This is a genomic window from Brucella sp., assembly GCF_032066345.1.
Classification (GTDB): Bacteria; Pseudomonadota; Alphaproteobacteria; order Rhizobiales; family Rhizobiaceae; genus Brucella; species Brucella pseudogrignonensis.
Map to the genome: position 1 here is coordinate 49,219 of NZ_DAMBKZ010000002.1, position 20,271 is coordinate 69,489.

The window sequence follows — 20,271 nt, forward strand, 5'->3', positions numbered from 1 at the left end:
TGTTATTTTGCTCCAGAAGTCGCGGATTCATACCAGAAAGCGAGCAGCTTGCGCTCCTCATTACTTACCCCGGTGACGTTGGCAGGCGGCATGGCATGGGAACGACCGGCCTGCAAATAGATTTCGCGCGCATGGGCCGCGATATCTTTATCTGTTTCAAGAACCACACCTTTTGGCGGCACGATGATGCCTTCCCAACCTGGCTCTTTGGCGTGGCACATCGCACAACGTCCCAGAACAGTATCCCGCACTTTTTCAAAGTGCGGGTCTGAGATGAAAGTCTGCTGTAGCGATGAAACCTTTTGTTCTTCCGGCTCTCCGGTCAGAATTTTCGGCACGGTCGACAGCCACATGATGATAATGAACAGGATAACCGTCACCAGCCATGTCCAAGTCGGGCTACCCTTACGAGCGTGCTGAGTGTTGAACCAGTGGCGGATTGTGACACCCATCAGGAACACCAGCGATGCGATGATCCAGTTGAATTCGGTTCCGAAGGCCAGCGGATAGTGGTTCGACAGCATCAAGAACAGAACCGGCAGAGTCAGATAGTTGTTATGCGTTGAGCGCTGCTTGGCGATCTTGCCGTATTTCGGGTCTGGTTTGCGACCGGCAATCAGATCAGCCACCACGATTTTCTGGTTCGGAATGATGACCATGAACACGTTGGCAGACATGATTGTCGCGGTAAAAGCTCCCAGATGCAGGAAAGCTGCACGACCCGTAAACAGATGCGTATAGCCCCAGGCCATCACCACCAGAATGCAGTAGAGAATGACCATCAGAAGCGTATCGCTCTTGCCGAGCATCAGCTTGCAGATGGTGTTATAGGCGATCCAGCCAAATGCCAGCGAAGCGATCGAAATGGCGATTGCCGTCGGTGCCGATACATCAAGCACATTCGGATCAACCAGATAGAGATCGGCGCCCGCATAATAGACGATGCAGAGCAAAGTGAAGCCCGAAAGCCATGTGGCGTAGGATTCCCATTTGAACCATGTCAGATGCTCTGGCATCTCGGCGGGGGCAACCAGATATTTCTGGATATGATAGAAGCCACCACCATGGACCTGCCATTCTTCGCCATAAGCGCCGACGGGTAAGCCCGGACGCTGACGAAGTCCCAAGTCCAGCGCGATGAAATAGAAAGACGAGCCGATCCACGCAATCGCGGTGATGACGTGTAGCCACCGCACTGCGAAGCCCAGCCAGTCCCAGGCCACGGCAAGATCATACATCCGGTACTCCCATTCTCAGAGCGCGTCGCGTCCAGAAGGACGCATAAAGGACACTCTGTCTTGTTTTGTTGCCGCATCATGTTTTCCAAAAATCCATTATTGATTTTTGGCCCAATGCGGCGGCCCCATTGTTCGTTACTTTATTATGTGCCAAAGCTTTGCACCAATGGGAACGTCACAACACGACCATCACTTTCAAAAAAATCTAGACAATCGTGGAGGGGACGCATGTCTTATCTTGATAATCTGCGCGTTTTTGTGCGCGTTGTCGAATTGGGGAATTTGTCAGCAGCAGGCCGTGACCAGCGTGCTTCGCCAGCTGTTGCAAGTAATCGAATCAAGGAGTTGGAGAAGCATCTTGGTGTGCGTCTCTTCAACAGAACGACACGCAAGCTGACGCCAACCGAGCATGGCCGCATATTTTATGATGGTGCTTTAAAGATCCTCGAAGCAGTGGATGAAGCCGAAGCAGCTGTCGCAGAACTTGCCAAGAATCCCAAAGGTTCGATTCGCATTACAGCACCTCTGGGACTGGGTCGGAGGCTGATTGCATCGGGAATTCCGGAGTTTCACGACAAATATCCGGACATCGAAGTGCGCCTGCGACTATCTGACCATGAGATAGACATCATGAGCGAAAGCGTTGATGTTGCTTTCAAATTAGGCGTTCTGGAAAATTCCAACTTGCGGATGCGCGGTATTCTGAACTGCGAACGTGTGATCTGTGCTGCACCTGAATATCTGGAAAAGCATGGCACGCCACAGTCGCCGGAAGAGCTTTTGGGCGACAAGTATGATTGCCTTCTGCTGCGGTTTCCCGGCTCCAAGGAGTTTTACTGGTCGCTGCAAACGTCGGAAGGTCTGCGCAAGTTCGAAGTCACTGGCCCTTATGACTCCGACGATGGCGACGTATTGACGCAATGGGCGCTTGGCGGGCGCGGAATCATCAACAAACCGCTGTTTGAAGTGAAGGAATATATCCGCGATGGAAGGCTTGTTCCAATTCTTGAGAGCACGCCGCCAGCGTCGATTCAGCTTGCTGCGATCTATCCGCACAAGCGGTTTCAGGACCCGAAGGTCCGTCTGATCATCGATTTCATGACGGAACGCTGCCAGCGCTTGATCCGCGAAGCACTGGCTTAGAGCGCCGTGCGCCCTTTTGGGCGCACAAAGGTAGCTCTACTCGTTGCTTTTATTGCATTATCCAACACACAACCGCTTCGCACGTTTGCTGGAAATCCTGTAAAATAACGCCCGCCTAATCAATTGAATTAGGCGGGCTGTAGAACTTTGTTGGAAACGAGCACGGCGGTTAAAACTTCTGCCGCAGCCAATGCGGCAATGACTTCCGGGCGCTTGTCTTTCACGACTGAGCCGCCAACCGGACAGACGAGATTTTCAAATAAATCATCGCTACCGATTTCACGTTTCAACCAGTTTTTGAAAGTGGCTTTTTTGGACTTCGAGCCGATCATGCCAACATAGAGAGCATCGTCGCGCTGCAACGCCTCTACCACAATCAGGAAATCAAGCGCATGGTCATGGGTCAGCACAATGAAGGCGCTGCCGGGTGGTGCCGATCGCACCACCTGTTCAGGCATAGCGGCAAGACAGGTTTCGACGCCTGGAGCATCCACTGCCATAAGCTCCGCTTCACGCGTATCCACCAAAATAACCCGTACAGGTGTCAGCGATAGCGAATAGGCTAACGCGTCGCCCACATGGCCAGCACCAAAAACATAGATATGCGGGCGGGTGGCGATTTCGGCATCAACTTTGGCAACAAGGTCCTCAGCCAGTCCTCGGTTAACCCGCCGAAAGCTTAAGCCCACGCGGCCACCGCAGCATTGGCCAATTTCGGGGCCAAGAGGCACATCCATCGGGGAATCTCTGCCGCCAGCCAGGATTTTGCGGGCATGGTCAATCGCCATATATTCGAGTTGGCCACCGCCGATAGTGCGGAAAATCATGTCTCGGGCGACAAGCATCCAGGCACCTGCATCACGCGGTGCAGAACCTTTCACATCAGTGACTTCGATCAGAACACTATCGGGCCGTTTATTGAGAAACGCCCTTATGTCGTCCCGCCTGCCCAGCATCGCATCAGCCTTTCTGACTTCGTAAACGCTCGATAGCCATCAGCACGCGCTCGGGCGTTGCTGGCGCATCAAGGCGCGGACTGATTTTGTGATCTGCAACACTGGCCACCGCATCCGACAGCGCATAAAGCACTGACATGCCATGCGGCAGCGGCGGTTCACCCACGGCCTTGGAGCGGTGGATCGTTGGCTCATAAGCCTCCGACCAGTCGGTCAGCGCCACATTGAAAATCTTCGGACGATCTGATGCCAGCGGGATCTTGTAGGTTGACGGTGCATGTGTACGCAGTCGGCCTTTGTCGTCCCAGACAAGCTCTTCCGTAGTCAGCCAGCCCATGCCCTGCACGAAACCGCCTTCAATCTGGCCGAGATCGATGACACGGTTGAGCGACCGCCCGGTATCATGAAGGATATCAGTGCGTTCCACCACATATTCACCTGTCAGCGTATCAACGGAAACTTCCGAGCAAGCCGCGCCATAGGCGTAATAATAGAAGGCGTGGCCTTTACCCTTTGCGCGATCCCAGTGGATTTTCGGTGTCTTGTAATGACCCGATGCTGAAAGTTGCACGCGCCCGATATAGGCCTGCTTCACCAGATCGTTGAAGCTGATCTCCTGATTGCCCACCCGAATACGGTTCGGCAGAAACACGACTTGATCTTCCGGCACCTGATATTGCTGGGCTGCAAATTGAAGAAGGCGCTTCTTGATCTGACGTGCCGCATCCTGTGCGGCCATACCATTCAAATCAGCACCGGACGAGGCCGCCGTAGGCGCTGTATTTGGAACTTTCGCGGTCGTTGTTGCGGTAATCTTCACCCGATCAAGATCGATCTGGAATTCTTCGGCTACAACCTGCGCCACTTTCAGATGAAGCCCCTGCCCCATCTCCGTGCCGCCATGGTTCATATGCACCGAGCCGTCATTATAGACATGCACCAATGCACCGGCCTGATTGGATTCCGTCTTGGTGAAGGAGATGCCAAATTTCACTGGTGTCAGTGACATGCCGCGTTTGACGTAGCGGCTTTTGGCGTTGAATCCGCGGATTGCCTCGCGGCGCTTCGCGTAATCAGCGCTTTCCTCAAGCTCGGAAACGATACGCTGAATGATGCAATCTTCCACCTTCTGGTGATAAGGCGTCACATTGCGCGTGCCACCTTCGGTGCCCATGGCATCATAGAAATTGAGCTTGCGAATTTCGAGCGGGTCTTTGCCGACAGCAAAAGCCACTTCCTCGATCACGCGCTCGGCCCCCACCATGCCTTGCGGACCGCCGAAACCACGGAATGCAGTGTTGGACACGGTATTGGTATAAAGCGGTGCCGACTGCGCATGAACGGCGGGGAAGAAATAGGCATTGTCGCAATGAAACAGAGCGCGGTCACCCACTGGACCGGACAGGTCGGCAGAGAAACCCGCATTCAGTGCGAACATATAATCGACACCGAGGATATTGCCCTCATCGTCGAAACCGACTTCATAATCGATCATGAAATCATGCCGCTTGCCGGTGGAGGTCATATCCTCATCACGATCAAGACGAACTTTAACGGCGCGCTTGTGCTTCTTGGCTGCGATAGCAGCAATGGCTGCCCATTGATTGGCCTGTGTTTCCTTGCCACCAAAGCCGCCGCCCATACGGCGCACTTCAACTGTCACCGAATGGCTCGGCACGCCAAGCGCATGGGCGACCAGATGCTGGGTTTCACTTGGCCCCTGCGTTGAGCAATAGATGGTCACATCGTCATCTTCTCCAGGGATGGCAAGCGAGGCCTGCCCTTCTAGGTAGAAGTGATCCTGCCCACCGACTTTCATACGCGCTTTGACCTTGCGCGGTGCGTCATCAATGGCTTTGCGAGCATCGCCACGATTGAGCGTCAGCGGCGTGAAAACCAGCTTATCCTTGTAACCATCGAGACCAGAAATCGAGAACAAGCCCGGCATTTCTTCATATTCGACCTTGGCAAGGCGTGCGGCTCTACGCGCCTGATCACGCGTGCGGGCAACAACCGCAAAAATCGGCTGACCGTGGAACTGAACATTATCGACCGCGAAGATCGGATCGTCATGCATCCCCGATGGCGAAACATCGTTTTCGCCCGGCACATCTTTATAAGTCAGCACATCAACGACACCGGGAGCAGCGCGCACGGCAGACAGGTCCGTAGCAGTGATCTTGGCATGGGCGACCGTCGAGAAGCCGACGCCGATATGCAGCGTGCCTTCAGGTTCCGGAATATCGTCGATATAGACCGCTTCGCCTGTCACATGCTTGTGGGCTGAATCATGACGCTGATCGGTCGCGACGCCACCTTTAATGCGGGCGGCTTTGATTGCGTTTGCAGGATGCTTGTTCATGTCACCCTCCTTATGCAGCTTCAACGTTTGGCTTACGCAAAGGTTCGCTCTCACCTTGCGTTTCAGCATAGAAGCGGCGGAGCAAATTCTTCGCAACCAGCAAACGATAATCGGCTGTAGCGCGCATATCGCTTAGAGGCTGATAGTCGAGACCATAGGCTTCGAGTGCGGCTTCAACACTTTCCTCATTCCAAGGTTTACCCACCAGCGCTGCTTCCACATTGGATGCCCGCTTGGGCGTTGCAGCCATACCGCCATAGGCGATACGGATGGATGCGACTTTGCCTTGCATATCAAGCGTCAGATGGAAGGCACCGAGCGTTGCCGTGATATCCTCTTCAAACCGTTTGGAAATCTTGTGAATGGCAAACTGACTGCCTTCAAGCGGCACCGGCACATGCACGGCTTCCACAAACTCGCCGTGCTGACGATCCTGCTTGCCATAGGCGATGAAGAACTCTTGCAGAGGAATGGTGCGGCGCTCTGTTCCCTTGCGGAGCGTGAGCTTTGCATCAAGCGCGATCAATGGCGGTGGCGTGTCGCCAATCGGCGAACCATTGGCGATGTTGCCGCCGATGGTGCCCATATTGCGTACCTGTTCTCCACCAATGCGGTTGATGAGGCTTCCCAGCGCTGGAATACGCTTTGCCAAAAACGAAAAGGCTTCCGTATAGGTGACGCCTGCACCAATGGTGATGACGCCATCTTCTTCGCTCATTGTGCGCAGTTCATTGAGATGCCCAATAAAGATCACCGGCGAAATATCGCGCATCATCTTGGTAACCCAAAGGCCGACATCGGTTGAACCGGCAACGATTGTCGCCTTGGCTTCGGCTGCATAAACAGTGGCAAAATCATCGAGACTGGCAGGCACGACCAGACGATCTTTACCACTACCCAATTCAACCCGTGCGCCATCACGCAATTCCGTCAACTGGCTGATGACATGCGCACGCTCAACAGCAAGCGGATCGTCCATCAAAGTGCCGTAGTCAGAAATCACACGCGCTGCACGCATGATCGCTTCGTAGCCGGTGCAGCGGCAAAGATTGCCTTGCAACGCCTTTTCAATCTGAGCATCCGCAGGCTTTGGATTGCGCATCCACAGACCATAAAGCGACATAACGAAGCCCGGCGTGCAGAAGCCGCATTGCGAGCCGTGAAAATCGATCATCGCCTTTTGTACCGGATGCAGGCCACCGTCGGAACCGCGCAGATGCTCGATGGTGACGACATGACAACTGTCCAGCGATCCCACGAAGCGGATGCAGGCATTCACGCTTTCATAGACGAGTTCGTCACCAACAATCTTGCCGACCAGCACCGTGCAAGCACCACAATCGCCCTCGCCGCAGCCTTCCTTGCTGCCGCGCAGTTTGCAGGAAAGACGCAGATAATCGAGCAAGGTTTCTGTCGGCGAAACGCGGTCGAGCTCAACTGTCTCGCCGTTCAGCAGAAAGCGGATATTATGTCTGACTGCTTGACCCATATCGCTCAGCTCCCGCGATAGGTTGAATAAGAAAATGGCGAAACCAGAAGCGGCACATGATAATGCGCCTTTTCGTCGGAAATACCAAAGCGTAGCGGCACCACATCCAGAAACGGGATCGCATCATCACTTTTGCCGAAATATTCGCCGACATGGAAAAGCAACTCATATGAACCAGAATGTAGCGCATCACCTGCAAGCAGCGGTGCATCACAGCGACCATCTGCATTGGTGCGGATTTCGCGCAGAATCTCTGCCTGCTGATTCTCGATGCGGCGTAATTCGATGCGCAGATTTGCGGCTGGTTTACCACTGACCGTATCAAGGACATGCGTCGTTAACCGGCCCTGACCGCTTGCTTGGCTTCCCATTTGTACTCCTGCCGCCTGCACGATTCTTCCGACATCACCGTTAGAACCATTGCAAGCACTTGTTTTTATGTGGTTTATTTCGCGCGACATTCAAGCCATTGCGAACCACACTTGTTCCCGATTGTGAGTATTTACCTAAGTCCTGTCTTGGGAAAGATGATAATCGTTGGATGTCTTTCAAAATTTTGAGGGGGAATGGTCCGCGTAAATCTTTATTATCATAGGCAAAACAGACAAAAACCGAGGGAATTCCATATGAGTTATCCGCGCAATCTGGTTGGCTATGGCCGCAACACTCCAGACCCACAATGGCCGGGCGGGGCAAATATCGCTGTGCAGTTTGTCGTCAATTATGAGGAAGGCGGCGAAAGCTGCATTCTCGATGGCGATCCGGCATCCGAATGCCTGCTTTCGGAAATCGTCGGCGCGCAGGCATGGAACGGCCAGCGCAACCTCAATATGGAGTCCATTTACGAATATGGCGCCCGCTCGGGCTTCTGGCGTTTGTGGCGCGCGTTTACGCGACGCAACATGCCGGTGACCGTCTATGGCGTGACCCTTGCCATGGAGCGCAATCCCGAAGCCATAAGCGCCATGAAGGAAGCGGATTGGGAAATCGCCAGCCACGGCCTGCGCTGGTGGGAATATAAGGATATACCCGAAGAGGTAGAACGCGAACATATTCGCGAAGCGGTACGTCTGCACACGGAGATTACCGGCTCGCGCCCACTCGGCATCTATCAGGGCAAACCTTCGGATAACACGCTGAAGCTGGTGATGGAGGAAGGCGGTTTCCTCTATTCAGCCGATTCCTATGCCGATGAACTGCCTTATTGGGTTAAGGGGCCAAAGGGTCCGCATCTGATCGTGCCTTATACGCTCGACACCAATGACATGCGCTTTGCCACGCCACAGGGCTTTAACTCCGGCGATCAGTTCTACACCTACCTCAAAGACACATTCGACGTGCTTTATCGCGAGGGTGCAGAAGGCGCGCCAAAGATGATGTCGATTGGCCTGCATTGCCGTCTGGTCGGGCGTCCAGGTCGTGTGGCAGCACTTGAACGCTTCCTTGATTACGTACAGAGCCATGACAAGGTGTGGGTTGCCAAGCGCGTCGATATTGCGCGTCACTGGCACGAACATCACAAACCGAAACAAATCGATGTTGTGCCATCCAAGGCCAGCAAGGCGGATTTTGTTGCACGCTATGGCGGGATTTTCGAGCACTCGCCATGGATTGCCGAACGCGCCTACGACACCGGCCTGACGGAACTGGCCGATTCTGCATCCGGTCTTCATACGGTTCTGGTCCGGGCATTCCGCGCTGCATCAGACGATGAAAAGCTCGGTGTGTTGCGTGCCCATCCCGATCTTGCAGGAAAGCTTGCGGCGGCCAAACGCCTTACACCAGAATCCACATCTGAGCAGGCATCTGCCGGTCTTGATGCTCTGACGGATGATGAACGCAAGACATTCACCGAACTCAACGACGCCTATACCAATAAGTTCGGCTTCCCGTTCATCATCGCGGTCAAGGGCCGCAACCGCCATGAGATTCTCGATGCTTTCAAACGGCGCGTCGAAAACAGCAAACAAGCGGAGCTTGAAACAGCGTCCGAACAGGTCGAGCGCATCGCGCTGCTGCGGCTCAAAGATATTCTTCCCGAAACACTGTATTGATCAGAGGCAACAATGAGCCGTAATTATTACGCACCGACCGGTGGCCTGCCGCCACAGACGCAAATTCTGACTGATCGCGCGATGTTCACCGAAGCCTATGCGGTTATTCCAAAAGGCACATTCAGCGATATCGTCACAAGCTTCCTGCCCTTCTGGGACAAGACACGGCTATGGATCATCGCCCGCCCACTATCGGGTTTTGCCGAGACTTTCTCGCAGTATATTATGGAAGTGCAGCCCGGCGGCGGCAGTGACCGCACAGAGCTTGATGACGGCGCACAGGGTGTGTTGTTCGTTGTCGAAGGCGAAATCACCGTCACGCTTTCAGGCAAAGACCATGTGCTGACCGAAGGCGGCTATGCCTATCTGCCGCCAAAGAGCGGCTGGACGCTTCGCAACAATTCAAGCGCCGTCGCGCGCTTCCATTGGGTGCGCAAGGCTTATGAAAAGGTCGAGGGCCTTGACGTGCCGGAGCCGCTTTTCCTCAACGAGAAGACCATTGCACCAACGCCGATGCCTGACACCAATGGCGCATGGGCGACAACACGCTTTATCGATCCGAATGATCTTCGCCACGACATGCATGTGACAGTCGTGACATTCGAGCCGGGCGGCGTCATTCCCTTCGCCGAAACCCATGTCATGGAACACGGGCTTTATGTGCTGGAAGGCAAAGCCGTCTATCGCCTCAATCAAGATTGGGTGGAAGTAGAAGCGGGCGATTTCATGTGGCTGCGCGCCTTCTGCCCGCAGGCTTGCTATGCTGGCGGGCCAGGCAAATTCCGCTATCTGCTTTACAAGGACGTCAATCGTCATATGAAGCTGTCGCGATAACAGCGCAAATAAAAGCGGCGGGCCTAACATTATAGTTAAGCCCGCCGCAGCCATTTTCCGACTGGAGATCAGAATTTAAAACAGCGCAGTCCTTCTACGCTATCCAATGGCATCTCGTGATGTAGTTGATCGAATATTAAATTCAAAATCACATGTATTTTTCATAAATATATGAGAACAGATAAGTATTAATGTGTTAATTCAAAAATAAGTATGGCCACCACAATATGTGGCGGCCATACTTTGTATTAGAACGAGCGCTGGAAGCGAACCATACCCTGCCAAGCATCCTTGCCTTTCAGGTAAGACTTGTCATCCTGCCACTTGGTGTAGGAAACTTCTGGTGTAACAGTAAAGCCAGGAACCAGCTCGTAGGCAACATTTGCGGTTGCTGCAAATGTGCTGCTGCCATCATATGCAGCCTGCGCATTGAGGGTTGCCTGTTCGGTTGCCTTGAAGGATGCACCGCCCCAAACGGCCCAATCACCACCCCAAGTACCGTAGAAGCTGCTGATCGCACGAACCTGACCGAGAACATTACCCGAACCATCTGTTACGTTCATGTACTGGTCCTTGTTGGACTTATATCCGCCCATAGCCCAGATCGAGAACTGATCGGTGATGTTTAAGTCAGCGCGAACCTTGCCAGCCCATTCTTCATTGCGGGCGTCATAAGCTGCGACTGCAGCAATCTTACCCCAACCCTGCTCATACTTCAGGCCGCCAACGACATGAGGCGTATAATCCTTGATGGCGCCATTATAACCATACTTGCCATCGGTATCGACGTTGTTGCCCTGTTCAAGCGACAGAATTGCCGAGAAGCCGTTACCAGCATTGAATGTGTAGCTGATCAAACCTGTGCGATAGCCACCTGCAAGGATGACGTCGTCGTTGATGACATTGCCGAGATAGCCCGGAAAGGTGACGAATGCAGATTCGTCGAGACCTACGCGGAGACCTCCAAGCTCGATATAGCCGTAACGCAGTTCACCGGACGTACCGGGCGTGCCATTACCCCAATCATATCGCGTTTCAGCATAGGTCTTGAGAGTGCCGAGCTCGGTTTCAGAAGCAGTCGAAAGGCGCAGCGTGAAGCGAGCTTTATTATCCCAGGTCTTACGCTCGTAGTCTTTGCCACCAATCGCAGCACCGTCACGATCTGTAAATCCGCGACCGTAAACATCATCACCGCCGGTCAGATCATAGCGGACATAACCAGATACGCGCAGGCAAGTCTCAGTTCCCGGGATGTAGAAGTAGCCTGCTCCATAAGCATCGCATACGCGTACATATTCTACATGTTCTGGCTCGGGAGCCACAACGGCATCAGCTGCATTTGCAGCAGCAGTTCCCACCGCGATAGTTGCCACTGACCCGAGAAGAAATCCCTTAATAGTCATTTTGAAAATACCTCCAGCAAATTTAAGTTAATTAATGCAAATGACTGATAGAATAGAAAACTCAACAATCTCAATTGCAACTTTTACAATTTAAAAATTATCGAATATTGTGTGTTAATTTAAACACTATTTAGAATTACATTGAAATATAGCAATTTTTATCAAAAATATTACACCCTATATGTTGCTACATACGACTCGGTGCCTATAAATTAATGGCATTGATTTTAAAATATTGAGATTCACCAATTACATTGATGCTCACACCGTATTCATAAAAAACCATCACTCCCGATGAATTAAGTATTCACCAGTATATATTAATTAATGTTTTTAGATAATTCATATTTCATAATTTACTTATATTTATTATTCTGCAAATATATTTCTATTGTAAAAGAATTAACGTCATGTACACTGGCATCGGAAAGGTTTGATTTCGAGTTAAAACCTTTTAAAAAATGCCCATTAACAGAGAATCTATTTATGAAAATCTATCGCCAAATCGGTCTCACAATAGGCTTTGCCGTAATCTCGAGCCTTCCCGCTATTGCTGCACCTCTCCCTGGTGGGGCCAGCACTTTGCAGGAAACCTATGAGGATTGGACAGTTTCCTGCCAGTCTGCAAAAGACAACACAGTTTGCGCCGTCCGCCAGGATCAAAGCAGTACGCAGACCGGTCAGCGCGTCCTGACGGTCGAGTTGCGCAATGTGAACGGCGGCAAAGTCGAAGGTGTCATTCTGATGCCATTTGGCCTTGATCTCGCAAAAGGTTCCACTCTCAAGATCGACGAAGTTGATGGCCCGCATTTGACTTTTTCAACGTGCTTGCCGCAGGGCTGTCTGGCGCCAGTTAGTTTTGATGCCAAGCAGGTCGCCTCGCTCAAGGCTGGCACAAGTTTGAACGTCAGCGCGACTGCACTCAGCCCAAGCCAGGCTGTCGCTTTCAAAATTTCATTGAAAGGCTATGGTGCAGCGCTCGACCGTATTATTGCACTTACGAAATAATAGGGGGCATTTGATTTTAGCGGATACATAACGATATCCGCAGCATCAAAGATCACGCCGTACGGCTTCCACCGTACGGTTTTTTTTGCACCCTTGATGCGCACTAGAGCACCGTGCGTCCTTTTGGGCGCGGGGTGCTCTAACACGTTATATTTACATCATAATTTTACCCTAAACTGATTCAAGTTTAAGGAATAATATAATAGGCTAAGGTTCAGTCCTTAAACTGCACCTATGCGCTTGAGCGATCGACGCCAGCGCATGGTCATCAGCACCGAAACAATAGCAAGCCCTGCTGCCAGACCAAGCCAGACACCCGCACCGCCAAGCTTGAACTGGAATGCCAGCAGCGCGCCCAACGGCAGGCCCACACCCCAATATCCGACCAGCGCCAGATACATCGGAACACGCGTGTCACGCAGACCACGCAACATGCCCGCTGCAACCGCTTGCGCGCCATCGACAATCTGAAACAGTGCAGCAAGCGCCAGGAACGTGACCGCGAGTTCGATAACGGCGAAGTTTTCCGGGTCCTTAAGGTTGAGAAATACGCCGATAAACAGGCGCGGGATGAGAATCATCAGCAGGCCCATGATCGCCATAAAGCCGACGCCAAGCGCATAGGCGCTCCAACCTGCATAGGCCACGGCCTGCGGATCACCACGACCATAAGCACGACCAACACGCACGGTTGCTACCTGACCAAATCCAAGCGGCACCATGAAGCTGAGCGATGCCACCTGAATGGCAACCGCATGGGCTGCCATGGCTGTCGGCCCGATATAGCCCATCATGACGACGGCTGCGTAAAAGATCGAGGTTTCAAATACGAAGGTCAGCGCCATCGGAAAACCGATGCGCCATAGCTCAATCAGGCGTGGCCAATCCGGACGCCAAAAGCGACCGAACAAGCGATAGCGGCGGAAACGGTGATGGCGCACGGTGATAATGGCCATGCCAAGGAACATCATGATGCTCGACAGCGTGGTGGCGATACCCGCACCATGCAGTTCCATACGCGGGAAGCCAAAATGGCCGAAAATCAATGTCCAGCCCGCCAGCGCGTTGAACCCGATGGCAGCAGCCGCAATCAATAGCGTCCACATCGGCTTTTCCATCGCCGCAAAGAAAGAGCGCAGCACTATGTAGAAGAGATATGGCAACAGCGCCCATTGCAGCGTGTGCATGAAATCCGTTGAGCGTGCCGCAATATCCGGCTGCTGACCGAGGAAGAGGAAAATCTCCTCGCAATGCCAGAGCACAATCCAGATTGGGACCGAGATGATGATCGCTGACCACATGCCCTGACGCACGGTACGGCGAACATCGCGCACCGAATGCCGATTCTTGCCGAGCGCGATGGCAATCATCGGCATGACAGCCGAGACAAGGCCCATCGAGAAGATCATCAGTGTATGATAAAAACTGGTCGCAAGCAGCGCCGAGGCAAGCGTATCCTTGCCCAGTCGCCCGATGAAAATCACATCAGTTGCCGTCAATGCCGCTTGCGAAAGATTGGTTAGAATCAGCGGCCAGCCCAGTTTAAGGGCTGTCGACATTTCCCGGGTCCAGCGCTGTACGCTGTTCAATTGTGGCTCGCGAAAGCCCGCATCAACTGTATTGGTCACAAGTTACTCCCCCGAACTGTCCGGGGCCGTCAATCCGCCAGACAATCCATAGCCAGAACACGCGCCATGACGTCAGAGACCATGTCAATCTGAGGAATTTAGCATCGTGATACGAATATCGATCGCCCCATGCCGGCTAAGAGCGTTCATCGCTAAAAGCGACTTCGCCCCAACTTTTCGGATTATTCAACTTCTATTGGGAACGTTGTGTATGTTCCAGAAATTGATCCGGAGCCAAGCGGGCTGCGCATCGATTTGCACAAAATTAGAGCACAATGGATATCAGACTTGCACAAAGAAGCAACACATCTTGGGAAGTAAATTCTCAACTGCTGACATGCGTGGAAATCGATTTCCAACATGTCGCAAAACGGCATTTTTCCGTCCGTATTTCAGTTGACCGCGACGCCGCGTGATTTACCAATAGTGGCGATGCGAATTTGCGAGGAAAGCCATGCGTAGTACCAAAGTCATCCACATTGTTGGTTGTCACGCAGAAGGTGAAGTCGGTGATGTTATTGTCGGTGGCGTGGCTCCTCCTCCTGGCGATACCGTGTGGGAGCAGTCGCGTTTCATTGCCAGCGACGAGACCTTGCGCAACTTCGTGTTGAACGAGCCGCGTGGCGGCGTGTTTCGCCATATCAATCTGCTGGTCCCACCCAAAGATCCGCGCGCGCAGATGGGGTTCATCATCATGGAGCCCGCGGATACCCCGCCAATGTCTGGTTCCAACTCGATCTGCGTCTCCACTGTTCTGCTGGATGGCGGCATCATCCCGATGCAGGAACCGATAACCCGCATGGTGTTGGAAGCGCCCGGCGGAATCATTGAAGTGGAGGCGGAATGTCGCAACGGCAAGGCCGAGCGCATCAGTGTCCGCAACGTGCCGTCCTTTGCAGATCGTCTGGATGCTTCATTGGAGGTTGAAGGACTTGGCACAATTACCGTCGATACTGCTTATGGCGGTGACAGTTTTGTCATTGTCGATGCGACGCATATCGGCATGAAGATTGAGCCGGGTCAGGCGCGTGAACTGGCCGAGATCGGCGTTAAGATCACCAAAGCCGCCAATGAACAACTCGGTTTCCGCCATCCTGAGAAAGACTGGAACCACATTTCATTCTGCCAGATCACTGAACCAGTGACACGCGATGGCGACGTACTCACCGGCGTCAACACCGTGGCGATCCGCCCGGCCAAGCTCGACCGTTCGCCAACTGGCACTGGCTGTTCAGCGCGCATGGCCGTATTGCACGCTAAGGGCCAGATGAAAGTCGGTGAAAGATTTATCGGCAAATCTGTACTTGGAACGGAATTCCATTGTCGACTTGATAAGGCTGTAGACCTTACGGGCAAGCCCGCCATCAGCCCGATCATTTCGGGTCGTGCTTGGGTGACGGGGACTTCGCAGCTTATGCTTGATCCGAGTGATCCTTTTCCGGGCGGTTATCGACTTTCCGACACATGGCCCCGAGACGACTGATATTTACGCGCTGACGGACTGCAAATGGCGCTTCTCTTCACTTCCGGTGCTCATGTAGCTTTAAGTACATTCCGCTCCGGTTCTCGAGAAACACCATTTTCGTCTCGTCATCACAAAAATCTCAATCACCTCGCACCGCTTGTCCGACAAACAAAAAACCCCGCTAAAGCGGGGTTTTCTTTTATCATTGTATTCAAGCTTACGCGAAGTCGAGTGCGCGGTCGCCGTCTTCGTCTTTAATGCGCGATGGCAGACCGATCTGGTTCAGAATATGGAGGAAAGGCTTTGGATTAAGCTCTTCCACATTGACCATCTTCTTCACATCCCATTCGCCCGAAGCGATCAGGATTGCGGCTGCAACCGGCGGAACACCAGCGGTGTAGGAAATGCCTTGGCTACCCACTTCGTTATAGGCTTCCTTATGGTCGGCAACGTTATAAATGAAGACTTCCTTCTCTTTGCCGTCCTTGGTGCCCTTGACGAAATCGCCAATGCAGGTCTTGCCGGTGTAATCCGGTGCAAGCGACGATGGATCAGGCAGAACGGCCTTGACCACCTTGAGCGGCACGACTTCCAGACCTTCAGCGGTCTTGACCGGCTGTTCGGACAGAAGGCCGAGATTGTTCAACACCGTGAAAACATTGATGTAGTGATCGCCAAAGCCCATCCAGAAACGCACATCGGCGTTCGGGTAGTTCTTGGACAGCGAGTGCACTTCATCATGGCCGGTCATATAGGCCTTGCTTGGGCCGACGACAGGCAGATCGAATGTCTGGCCGACTTCGAACATCTTGTTCGACTGCCACTGACCGCCTTGCCACGAATAGACCGTGCCGGTGAATTCGCGGAAGTTGATTTCAGGGTCGAAGTTGGTCGAGAACCAGCGGCCATGCGAACCGGCATTGATGTCAACAATGTCGATGGATTTGACTTCATCGAGATAATCGTCAGCAGCCAGACGTGCATAGGCATTGACCACGCCTGGATCAAAGCCGATGCCGAGAATGGCGGTGATGCCTTTCTCTTCGCATTCCTGCAAGTTCTTCCATTCGTAGTTGCCATACCACGGTGGGGTTTCGCAGATCTTCTTCGGATCTTCATGGATCGCCGTGTCCATGTAAGCCACACCCGTATCGATACAGGCGCGAAGGACCGACATATTGAGGAAGGCCGAGCCGACATTGATGACGATCTGAACGCCTGTCTTCTGGATCAGAGCCTTGGTGGCTTCAATATCCAGCGCGTCCAAAGCATGCGCTTCCAGTTTCACCTCAGTCTTGAGGCTCTTCTTTTCATGCACGCTATCGATAATCTTGCGGCATTTCTCAACCGTGCGGGACGCAATATGGATATCGCCCAATATGTCAGAGTTTTGCGCACATTTATGTGCAACAACCTGTGCCACGCCCCCGGCGCCGATAATGAGAACGTTCTTCTTCATTTTCTGTCGATGCTTCCTCTTCCAGCGGTTACCCGCCATCTGTTAACCGTCCCGATTGCCTTCTCACCCGGAACACATGAGTTTTTTGCAGTCTGAGGACCGCAAAAGGATCTTTAAGAAAGCGACCCTTCAAAATCCGCATAATCAAATTCGCGGACTAATTTGACCGTGCCATCAAGTTCGCGCACGGCAATGGCTGGCATTTTCACGCCATTAAACCAGTTCTTTTTGACCATGGTATAACCGGCCGCATCTTCAAATGAGAGGCGGTCGCCAATGGCAATCGGCTTATCGAAAGTGAACTCGCCGAAAATATCGCCAGCAAGGCAGGACTTACCGCAAATCATGTAGCTGTGCTCGCCATTGTTTGGCGCCATTTTCGCTTTTTCGCGATAGATGAGCAGATCGAGCATATGCGCTTCAATCGAGCTATCTACGATTGCGAGGTTCTTGCCGTTATAAAGCGTATCGAGAACCGTCACTTCCAGCGTCGTGGTCTTGGTGATCGAGGCTTCGCCCGGCTCCAGATAAACCTGTACGCCGAACTTTTCCGAGAACGCCTTCAGGCGCGCGCAGAAATCATCGACCGGATAATCGTCGCCGGTGAAGTGGATTCCGCCGCCAAGGCTAACCCATTCAACGCGATCAAGAAGCGAGCCGAACTTTTCTTCGATGTCGGTCAGCATCTTGTCGAAAAGACCGAAATCGGAGTTTTCGCAATTGTTATGGATCATGAAGCCAGTGACGCGGTCCATGACCTTTTCGACCTTTGTCACATCCCATTCGCCAAGGCGGCTGAAGGGACGCGCCGGATCGGCTAGGTCAAAGCTTGAAGACGAAATGCCCGGATTAAGACGCAGACCGCGCTTGATATGCGCCGCCTTGTCGGCAAAGCGTTCGAGCTGGCCAATCGAATTGAAGATGATCTTGTCGGCATGGCTGATGACTTCGTCGATCTCATGATCGGCATAGGCCACGCTATAGGCATGGGTTTCGCCGCCAAATCGCTCATGGCCAAGACGCACTTCATTGAGCGAGGACGACGTCGTACCATCCATATATTCGCTCATCAGATCAAACACCGACCATGTAGCAAAGCACTTGAGCGCCAGCAGGGCTTTCGCGCCGGACTTCTCGCGCACATAGGCAACTTTTTCCATGTTGCGCTTCAACTTGGTCTTGTCGATCAGATAATAAGGCGTCTGGATCATGGTCGTTCCGGGTCGTCAGTTAGGGGAGATGGCCTGTCCAGCTGGCTGGCGGGCACGTTATTTGCTCTGGCGCGCATCTTATCCGAAAACCGTTTCACACTTTTCGGGATGCACTATAAAAGCCGCTTTGGAGAGGCTTATAGGAACCTTGTGACAGAAACACAAATCCGCCACAGACGTTTTGAGAAAAATTTCTCCAACGCAGCGGCGGATTTTGAATTCTGTGCTTCATATAGGGCTTTTCATCTTAAATTGAACCCCTTTTGATTTTTATTGGCGTTGTTTTACTTCACGCCCCATTCCGAAGTTTGAAAAAGCATTTTATAAGGTCGCCAACGCGTGCGGACAGCGGGCATTAACCCGCCTCTGAAATGCGGGATAGGACCAGGGAAAGAAATGCAGACCGAAAATCCAGCCGCCACTGTAACAGCAGGGGCTACCGCAGGCTGGGGAGAATTGTTCGCGGGAAAGAATGCGATCCGTTCGCTAACGCTCGTCGGTGGCGTAGCGCTTCACGCCATCAATGTTTTCATTGCCACAACCATATTGCCAACCGTGGTCGCCGATATTGGCGGCATGGATTATTATGCCTGGAACACTGCGCTGTTCGTTACAGCGTCTATTCTTGGCTCAGCGCTTGTCCCGAAACTTCTGTCTCAGGCAGGCCCACGCAATGCCTACCTGGTTGCAGCGGTGATTTTTGCGGCAGGAACCTTGGCCTGCGGCCTTGCGCCTTCTATGCCAGCCATGCTTGCAGGCCGTGTCGTGCAGGGCCTTGGCGGCGGTATGATGCTGGCGCTCTCCTATGCCATGATCCGAATCGTCTTTGACGAACCGCTCTGGCCACGCGCCATTGCGCTGGTTTCCGGCATGTGGGGTGTGGCAACACTCGTTGGCCCGGCAATTGGCGGTATCTTTGCAGAACTCGGTGTCTGGCGTGCCGCCTTCTGGTCGCTGGTTCCGGTGATTGGCATTTTTGCCCTCATGGCGACACTCATCCTGCCAAAATGCGCGGGCGACAGTGAAAACAAAGATCGGCTTGCATGGCCGCAGCTGATCTTGTTGACGACGGCTGTTCTGATCATTTCAGCCGCAAGCATTTCACCAAGTGCCGTCTGGAATATTGCAGGTGTAGCCATCGCATTTGCCGTGCTTATGCTGCTTGTTATGGTCGAGCATAAGTCGACAAAGCGGATTCTGCCTAAAGGCACATTCAGCCTAAACCGCCTTGGCGCGCTTTACCTCACAATGGGTTTTCTCGGAGGATCCGTCACGAGTTCGGAAGTCTTCGTGCCGCTGTTTTTCCAGGTTCTGCACAATCAGTCGCCGCTTGTTGCCGGTTATCTTGCCGCACTCATGGGCGGCAGCTGGACACTTGGCTCTATCGGCTCATCCGGCGTAACGGGCAAAAGCGTTAACCGGGTTATCCTTGCAGCGCCCATCATGGGAATTGCAGGCATGGTAACACTTGCAATTCTGGTTCCGCCAGGCAGCGACGGACATTGGACCAGCCTGCTGCCAATCTGCCTTGCCATGGCAATCATAGGCTTTGGCGTCGGCATGACATGGCCGCATCTGCTCACCCGCGTTTTCAAACGTGCGGAAGCTGCGGACCAGAATCTGGCTTCGGCATCCCTGACTACGGTACAGCTTTTCACCACAGCTATGGGTGCAGCGCTTGCAGGGATGATTGCCAATCTGGCGGGGCTTAGCAACCCCGGTGGCTTTGCGGGCATATCGAATGCCGCCCTCTGGCTGTTTATCGGCTTTGCAGCCATGTCGAGCATTGCGCTCTTTGCAGCGATAGCACTGGTTCGCAGTTCAAAATAGAGCGGGTCGCTGTTAATTGAACCCTTTATGCTCGCTCTATCTTCTCCTTTTCACGCATGTCGTTATCGGAAAACAGGTTCCCACTTTTCCGAGACATGCGCTGAAACCGAAAATGCCGCTTCCGGAGCATACCATGCTTCGGAAGTATTCACGATTGGAACAGCATTCCTTGAGACTGCGTTTGGATTCGA

General features: G+C 52.9%; 15 protein-coding genes. 6 read left to right on the forward strand and 9 right to left on the reverse strand.

Annotation, left to right across the window (positions count from 1 at the left end; all coding sequences use genetic code 11):
• Positions 1-2 precede the first annotated feature (2 nt).
• A complete protein-coding gene (locus RT142_RS02795) occupies positions 3-1,238 on the reverse strand; it encodes a urate hydroxylase PuuD (RefSeq protein WP_313027191.1) in 1,236 nt (411 codons plus the stop codon).
• A 228-nt stretch (positions 1,239-1,466) separates the two neighbouring features.
• On the opposite strand from RT142_RS02795, the gene RT142_RS02800 reads away from it, so the two are divergent.
• Entirely contained in the window at positions 1,467-2,381 is a 915-nt protein-coding gene (locus RT142_RS02800) for a LysR family transcriptional regulator (protein ID WP_079211517.1), read from the forward strand.
• 128 nt (positions 2,382-2,509) lie between these two features.
• Here the strand turns inward: RT142_RS02800 and xdhC are convergent, their stop codons facing one another.
• Genes xdhC through uraH form a run of 4 tightly spaced genes read right to left on the reverse strand, consistent with a single transcriptional unit; the run spans position 2,510 to position 7,559 of the window.
• Entirely contained in the window at positions 2,510-3,337 is an 828-nt protein-coding gene (gene xdhC, locus RT142_RS02805) for a xanthine dehydrogenase accessory protein XdhC (RefSeq protein ID WP_313027194.1), read from the reverse strand.
• A gap of 4 nt (positions 3,338-3,341) precedes the next feature.
• A complete protein-coding gene (xdhB, locus tag RT142_RS02810; RefSeq protein ID WP_313027196.1) occupies positions 3,342-5,699 on the reverse strand; it encodes a xanthine dehydrogenase molybdopterin binding subunit in 2,358 nt (785 codons plus the stop codon).
• A 10-nt stretch (positions 5,700-5,709) separates the two neighbouring features.
• The gene (gene xdhA, locus RT142_RS02815) at positions 5,710-7,188 is read right to left on the reverse strand and encodes a xanthine dehydrogenase small subunit (RefSeq protein WP_313027199.1); all 1,479 of its coding nucleotides are present in this window, start codon (positions 7,186-7,188) and stop codon (positions 5,710-5,712) included.
• Positions 7,189-7,193: 5 nt separating this feature from the next.
• A complete protein-coding gene (uraH, locus tag RT142_RS02820; RefSeq protein ID WP_113495975.1) occupies positions 7,194-7,559 on the reverse strand; it encodes a hydroxyisourate hydrolase in 366 nt (121 codons plus the stop codon).
• 255 nt (positions 7,560-7,814) lie between these two features.
• On the opposite strand from uraH, the gene puuE reads away from it, so the two are divergent.
• Both puuE and RT142_RS02830 read left to right on the forward strand, forming a co-directional pair.
• A complete protein-coding gene (gene puuE / locus RT142_RS02825) occupies positions 7,815-9,242 on the forward strand; it encodes an allantoinase PuuE (protein WP_312469980.1) in 1,428 nt (475 codons plus the stop codon).
• Between the two features lie 12 nt (positions 9,243-9,254).
• Positions 9,255-10,076, forward strand: coding sequence for a bifunctional allantoicase/(S)-ureidoglycine aminohydrolase (locus tag RT142_RS02830; RefSeq protein WP_313027205.1), 822 nt, complete (start codon positions 9,255-9,257; stop codon positions 10,074-10,076).
• Positions 10,077-10,324: 248 nt separating this feature from the next.
• Here the strand turns inward: RT142_RS02830 and RT142_RS02835 are convergent, their stop codons facing one another.
• Entirely contained in the window at positions 10,325-11,479 is a 1,155-nt protein-coding gene (locus RT142_RS02835; RefSeq protein WP_313027207.1) for a porin, read from the reverse strand.
• 486 nt (positions 11,480-11,965) lie between these two features.
• On the opposite strand from RT142_RS02835, the gene RT142_RS02840 reads away from it, so the two are divergent.
• A complete protein-coding gene (locus RT142_RS02840; RefSeq protein ID WP_112808101.1) occupies positions 11,966-12,487 on the forward strand; it encodes an invasion associated locus B family protein in 522 nt (173 codons plus the stop codon).
• 221 nt (positions 12,488-12,708) lie between these two features.
• Here the strand turns inward: RT142_RS02840 and RT142_RS02845 are convergent, their stop codons facing one another.
• Positions 12,709-14,115, reverse strand: a complete 1,407-nt coding sequence (locus tag RT142_RS02845) for an MATE family efflux transporter (RefSeq protein ID WP_064320187.1) — start codon at positions 14,113-14,115, stop codon at positions 12,709-12,711.
• A gap of 454 nt (positions 14,116-14,569) precedes the next feature.
• Between RT142_RS02845 and RT142_RS02850 the strand changes: the two genes are divergently transcribed.
• Positions 14,570-15,598, forward strand: a complete 1,029-nt coding sequence (locus RT142_RS02850) for a trans-3-hydroxy-L-proline dehydratase (protein ID WP_313027211.1) — start codon at positions 14,570-14,572, stop codon at positions 15,596-15,598.
• Positions 15,599-15,797: 199 nt separating this feature from the next.
• On the opposite strand, the gene RT142_RS02855 is transcribed toward RT142_RS02850, so the two are convergent.
• Together RT142_RS02855 and nspC are read right to left on the reverse strand one after the other, a co-directional pair.
• A complete protein-coding gene (locus RT142_RS02855) occupies positions 15,798-17,039 on the reverse strand; it encodes a saccharopine dehydrogenase family protein (protein ID WP_007873548.1) in 1,242 nt (413 codons plus the stop codon).
• A 113-nt stretch (positions 17,040-17,152) separates the two neighbouring features.
• Positions 17,153-18,250, reverse strand: coding sequence for a carboxynorspermidine decarboxylase (gene nspC, locus RT142_RS02860; RefSeq protein ID WP_112808105.1), 1,098 nt, complete (start codon positions 18,248-18,250; stop codon positions 17,153-17,155).
• A 396-nt stretch (positions 18,251-18,646) separates the two neighbouring features.
• On the opposite strand from nspC, the gene RT142_RS02865 reads away from it, so the two are divergent.
• Positions 18,647-20,080, forward strand: a complete 1,434-nt coding sequence (locus RT142_RS02865) for an MFS transporter (protein WP_313027215.1) — start codon at positions 18,647-18,649, stop codon at positions 20,078-20,080.
• Positions 20,081-20,271: the final 191 nt, after the last annotated feature.

Coding starts and splice junctions, on each gene's coding strand:
- RT142_RS02835 (WP_313027207.1), bottom strand. CDS start 11,479: ATGACTATTAAGGGATTTCTTCTCGGGTCAGTGGCAACTATCGCGGTG.
- xdhB (WP_313027196.1), bottom strand. CDS start 5,699: ATGAACAAGCATCCTGCAAACGCAATCAAAGCCGCCCGCATTAAAGGT.
- uraH (WP_113495975.1), bottom strand. CDS start 7,559: ATGGGAAGCCAAGCAAGCGGTCAGGGCCGGTTAACGACGCATGTCCTT.
- RT142_RS02850 (WP_313027211.1), top strand. CDS start 14,570: ATGCGTAGTACCAAAGTCATCCACATTGTTGGTTGTCACGCAGAAGGT.
- RT142_RS02830 (WP_313027205.1), top strand. CDS start 9,255: ATGAGCCGTAATTATTACGCACCGACCGGTGGCCTGCCGCCACAGACG.
- RT142_RS02855 (WP_007873548.1), bottom strand. CDS start 17,039: ATGAAGAAGAACGTTCTCATTATCGGCGCCGGGGGCGTGGCACAGGTT.
- nspC (WP_112808105.1), bottom strand. CDS start 18,250: ATGATCCAGACGCCTTATTATCTGATCGACAAGACCAAGTTGAAGCGC.
- RT142_RS02840 (WP_112808101.1), top strand. CDS start 11,966: ATGAAAATCTATCGCCAAATCGGTCTCACAATAGGCTTTGCCGTAATC.
- xdhC (WP_313027194.1), bottom strand. CDS start 3,337: ATGCTGGGCAGGCGGGACGACATAAGGGCGTTTCTCAATAAACGGCCC.
- xdhA (WP_313027199.1), bottom strand. CDS start 7,188: ATGGGTCAAGCAGTCAGACATAATATCCGCTTTCTGCTGAACGGCGAG.
- puuE (WP_312469980.1), top strand. CDS start 7,815: ATGAGTTATCCGCGCAATCTGGTTGGCTATGGCCGCAACACTCCAGAC.
- RT142_RS02800 (WP_079211517.1), top strand. CDS start 1,467: ATGTCTTATCTTGATAATCTGCGCGTTTTTGTGCGCGTTGTCGAATTG.
- RT142_RS02795 (WP_313027191.1), bottom strand. CDS start 1,238: ATGTATGATCTTGCCGTGGCCTGGGACTGGCTGGGCTTCGCAGTGCGG.
- RT142_RS02865 (WP_313027215.1), top strand. CDS start 18,647: ATGCAGACCGAAAATCCAGCCGCCACTGTAACAGCAGGGGCTACCGCA.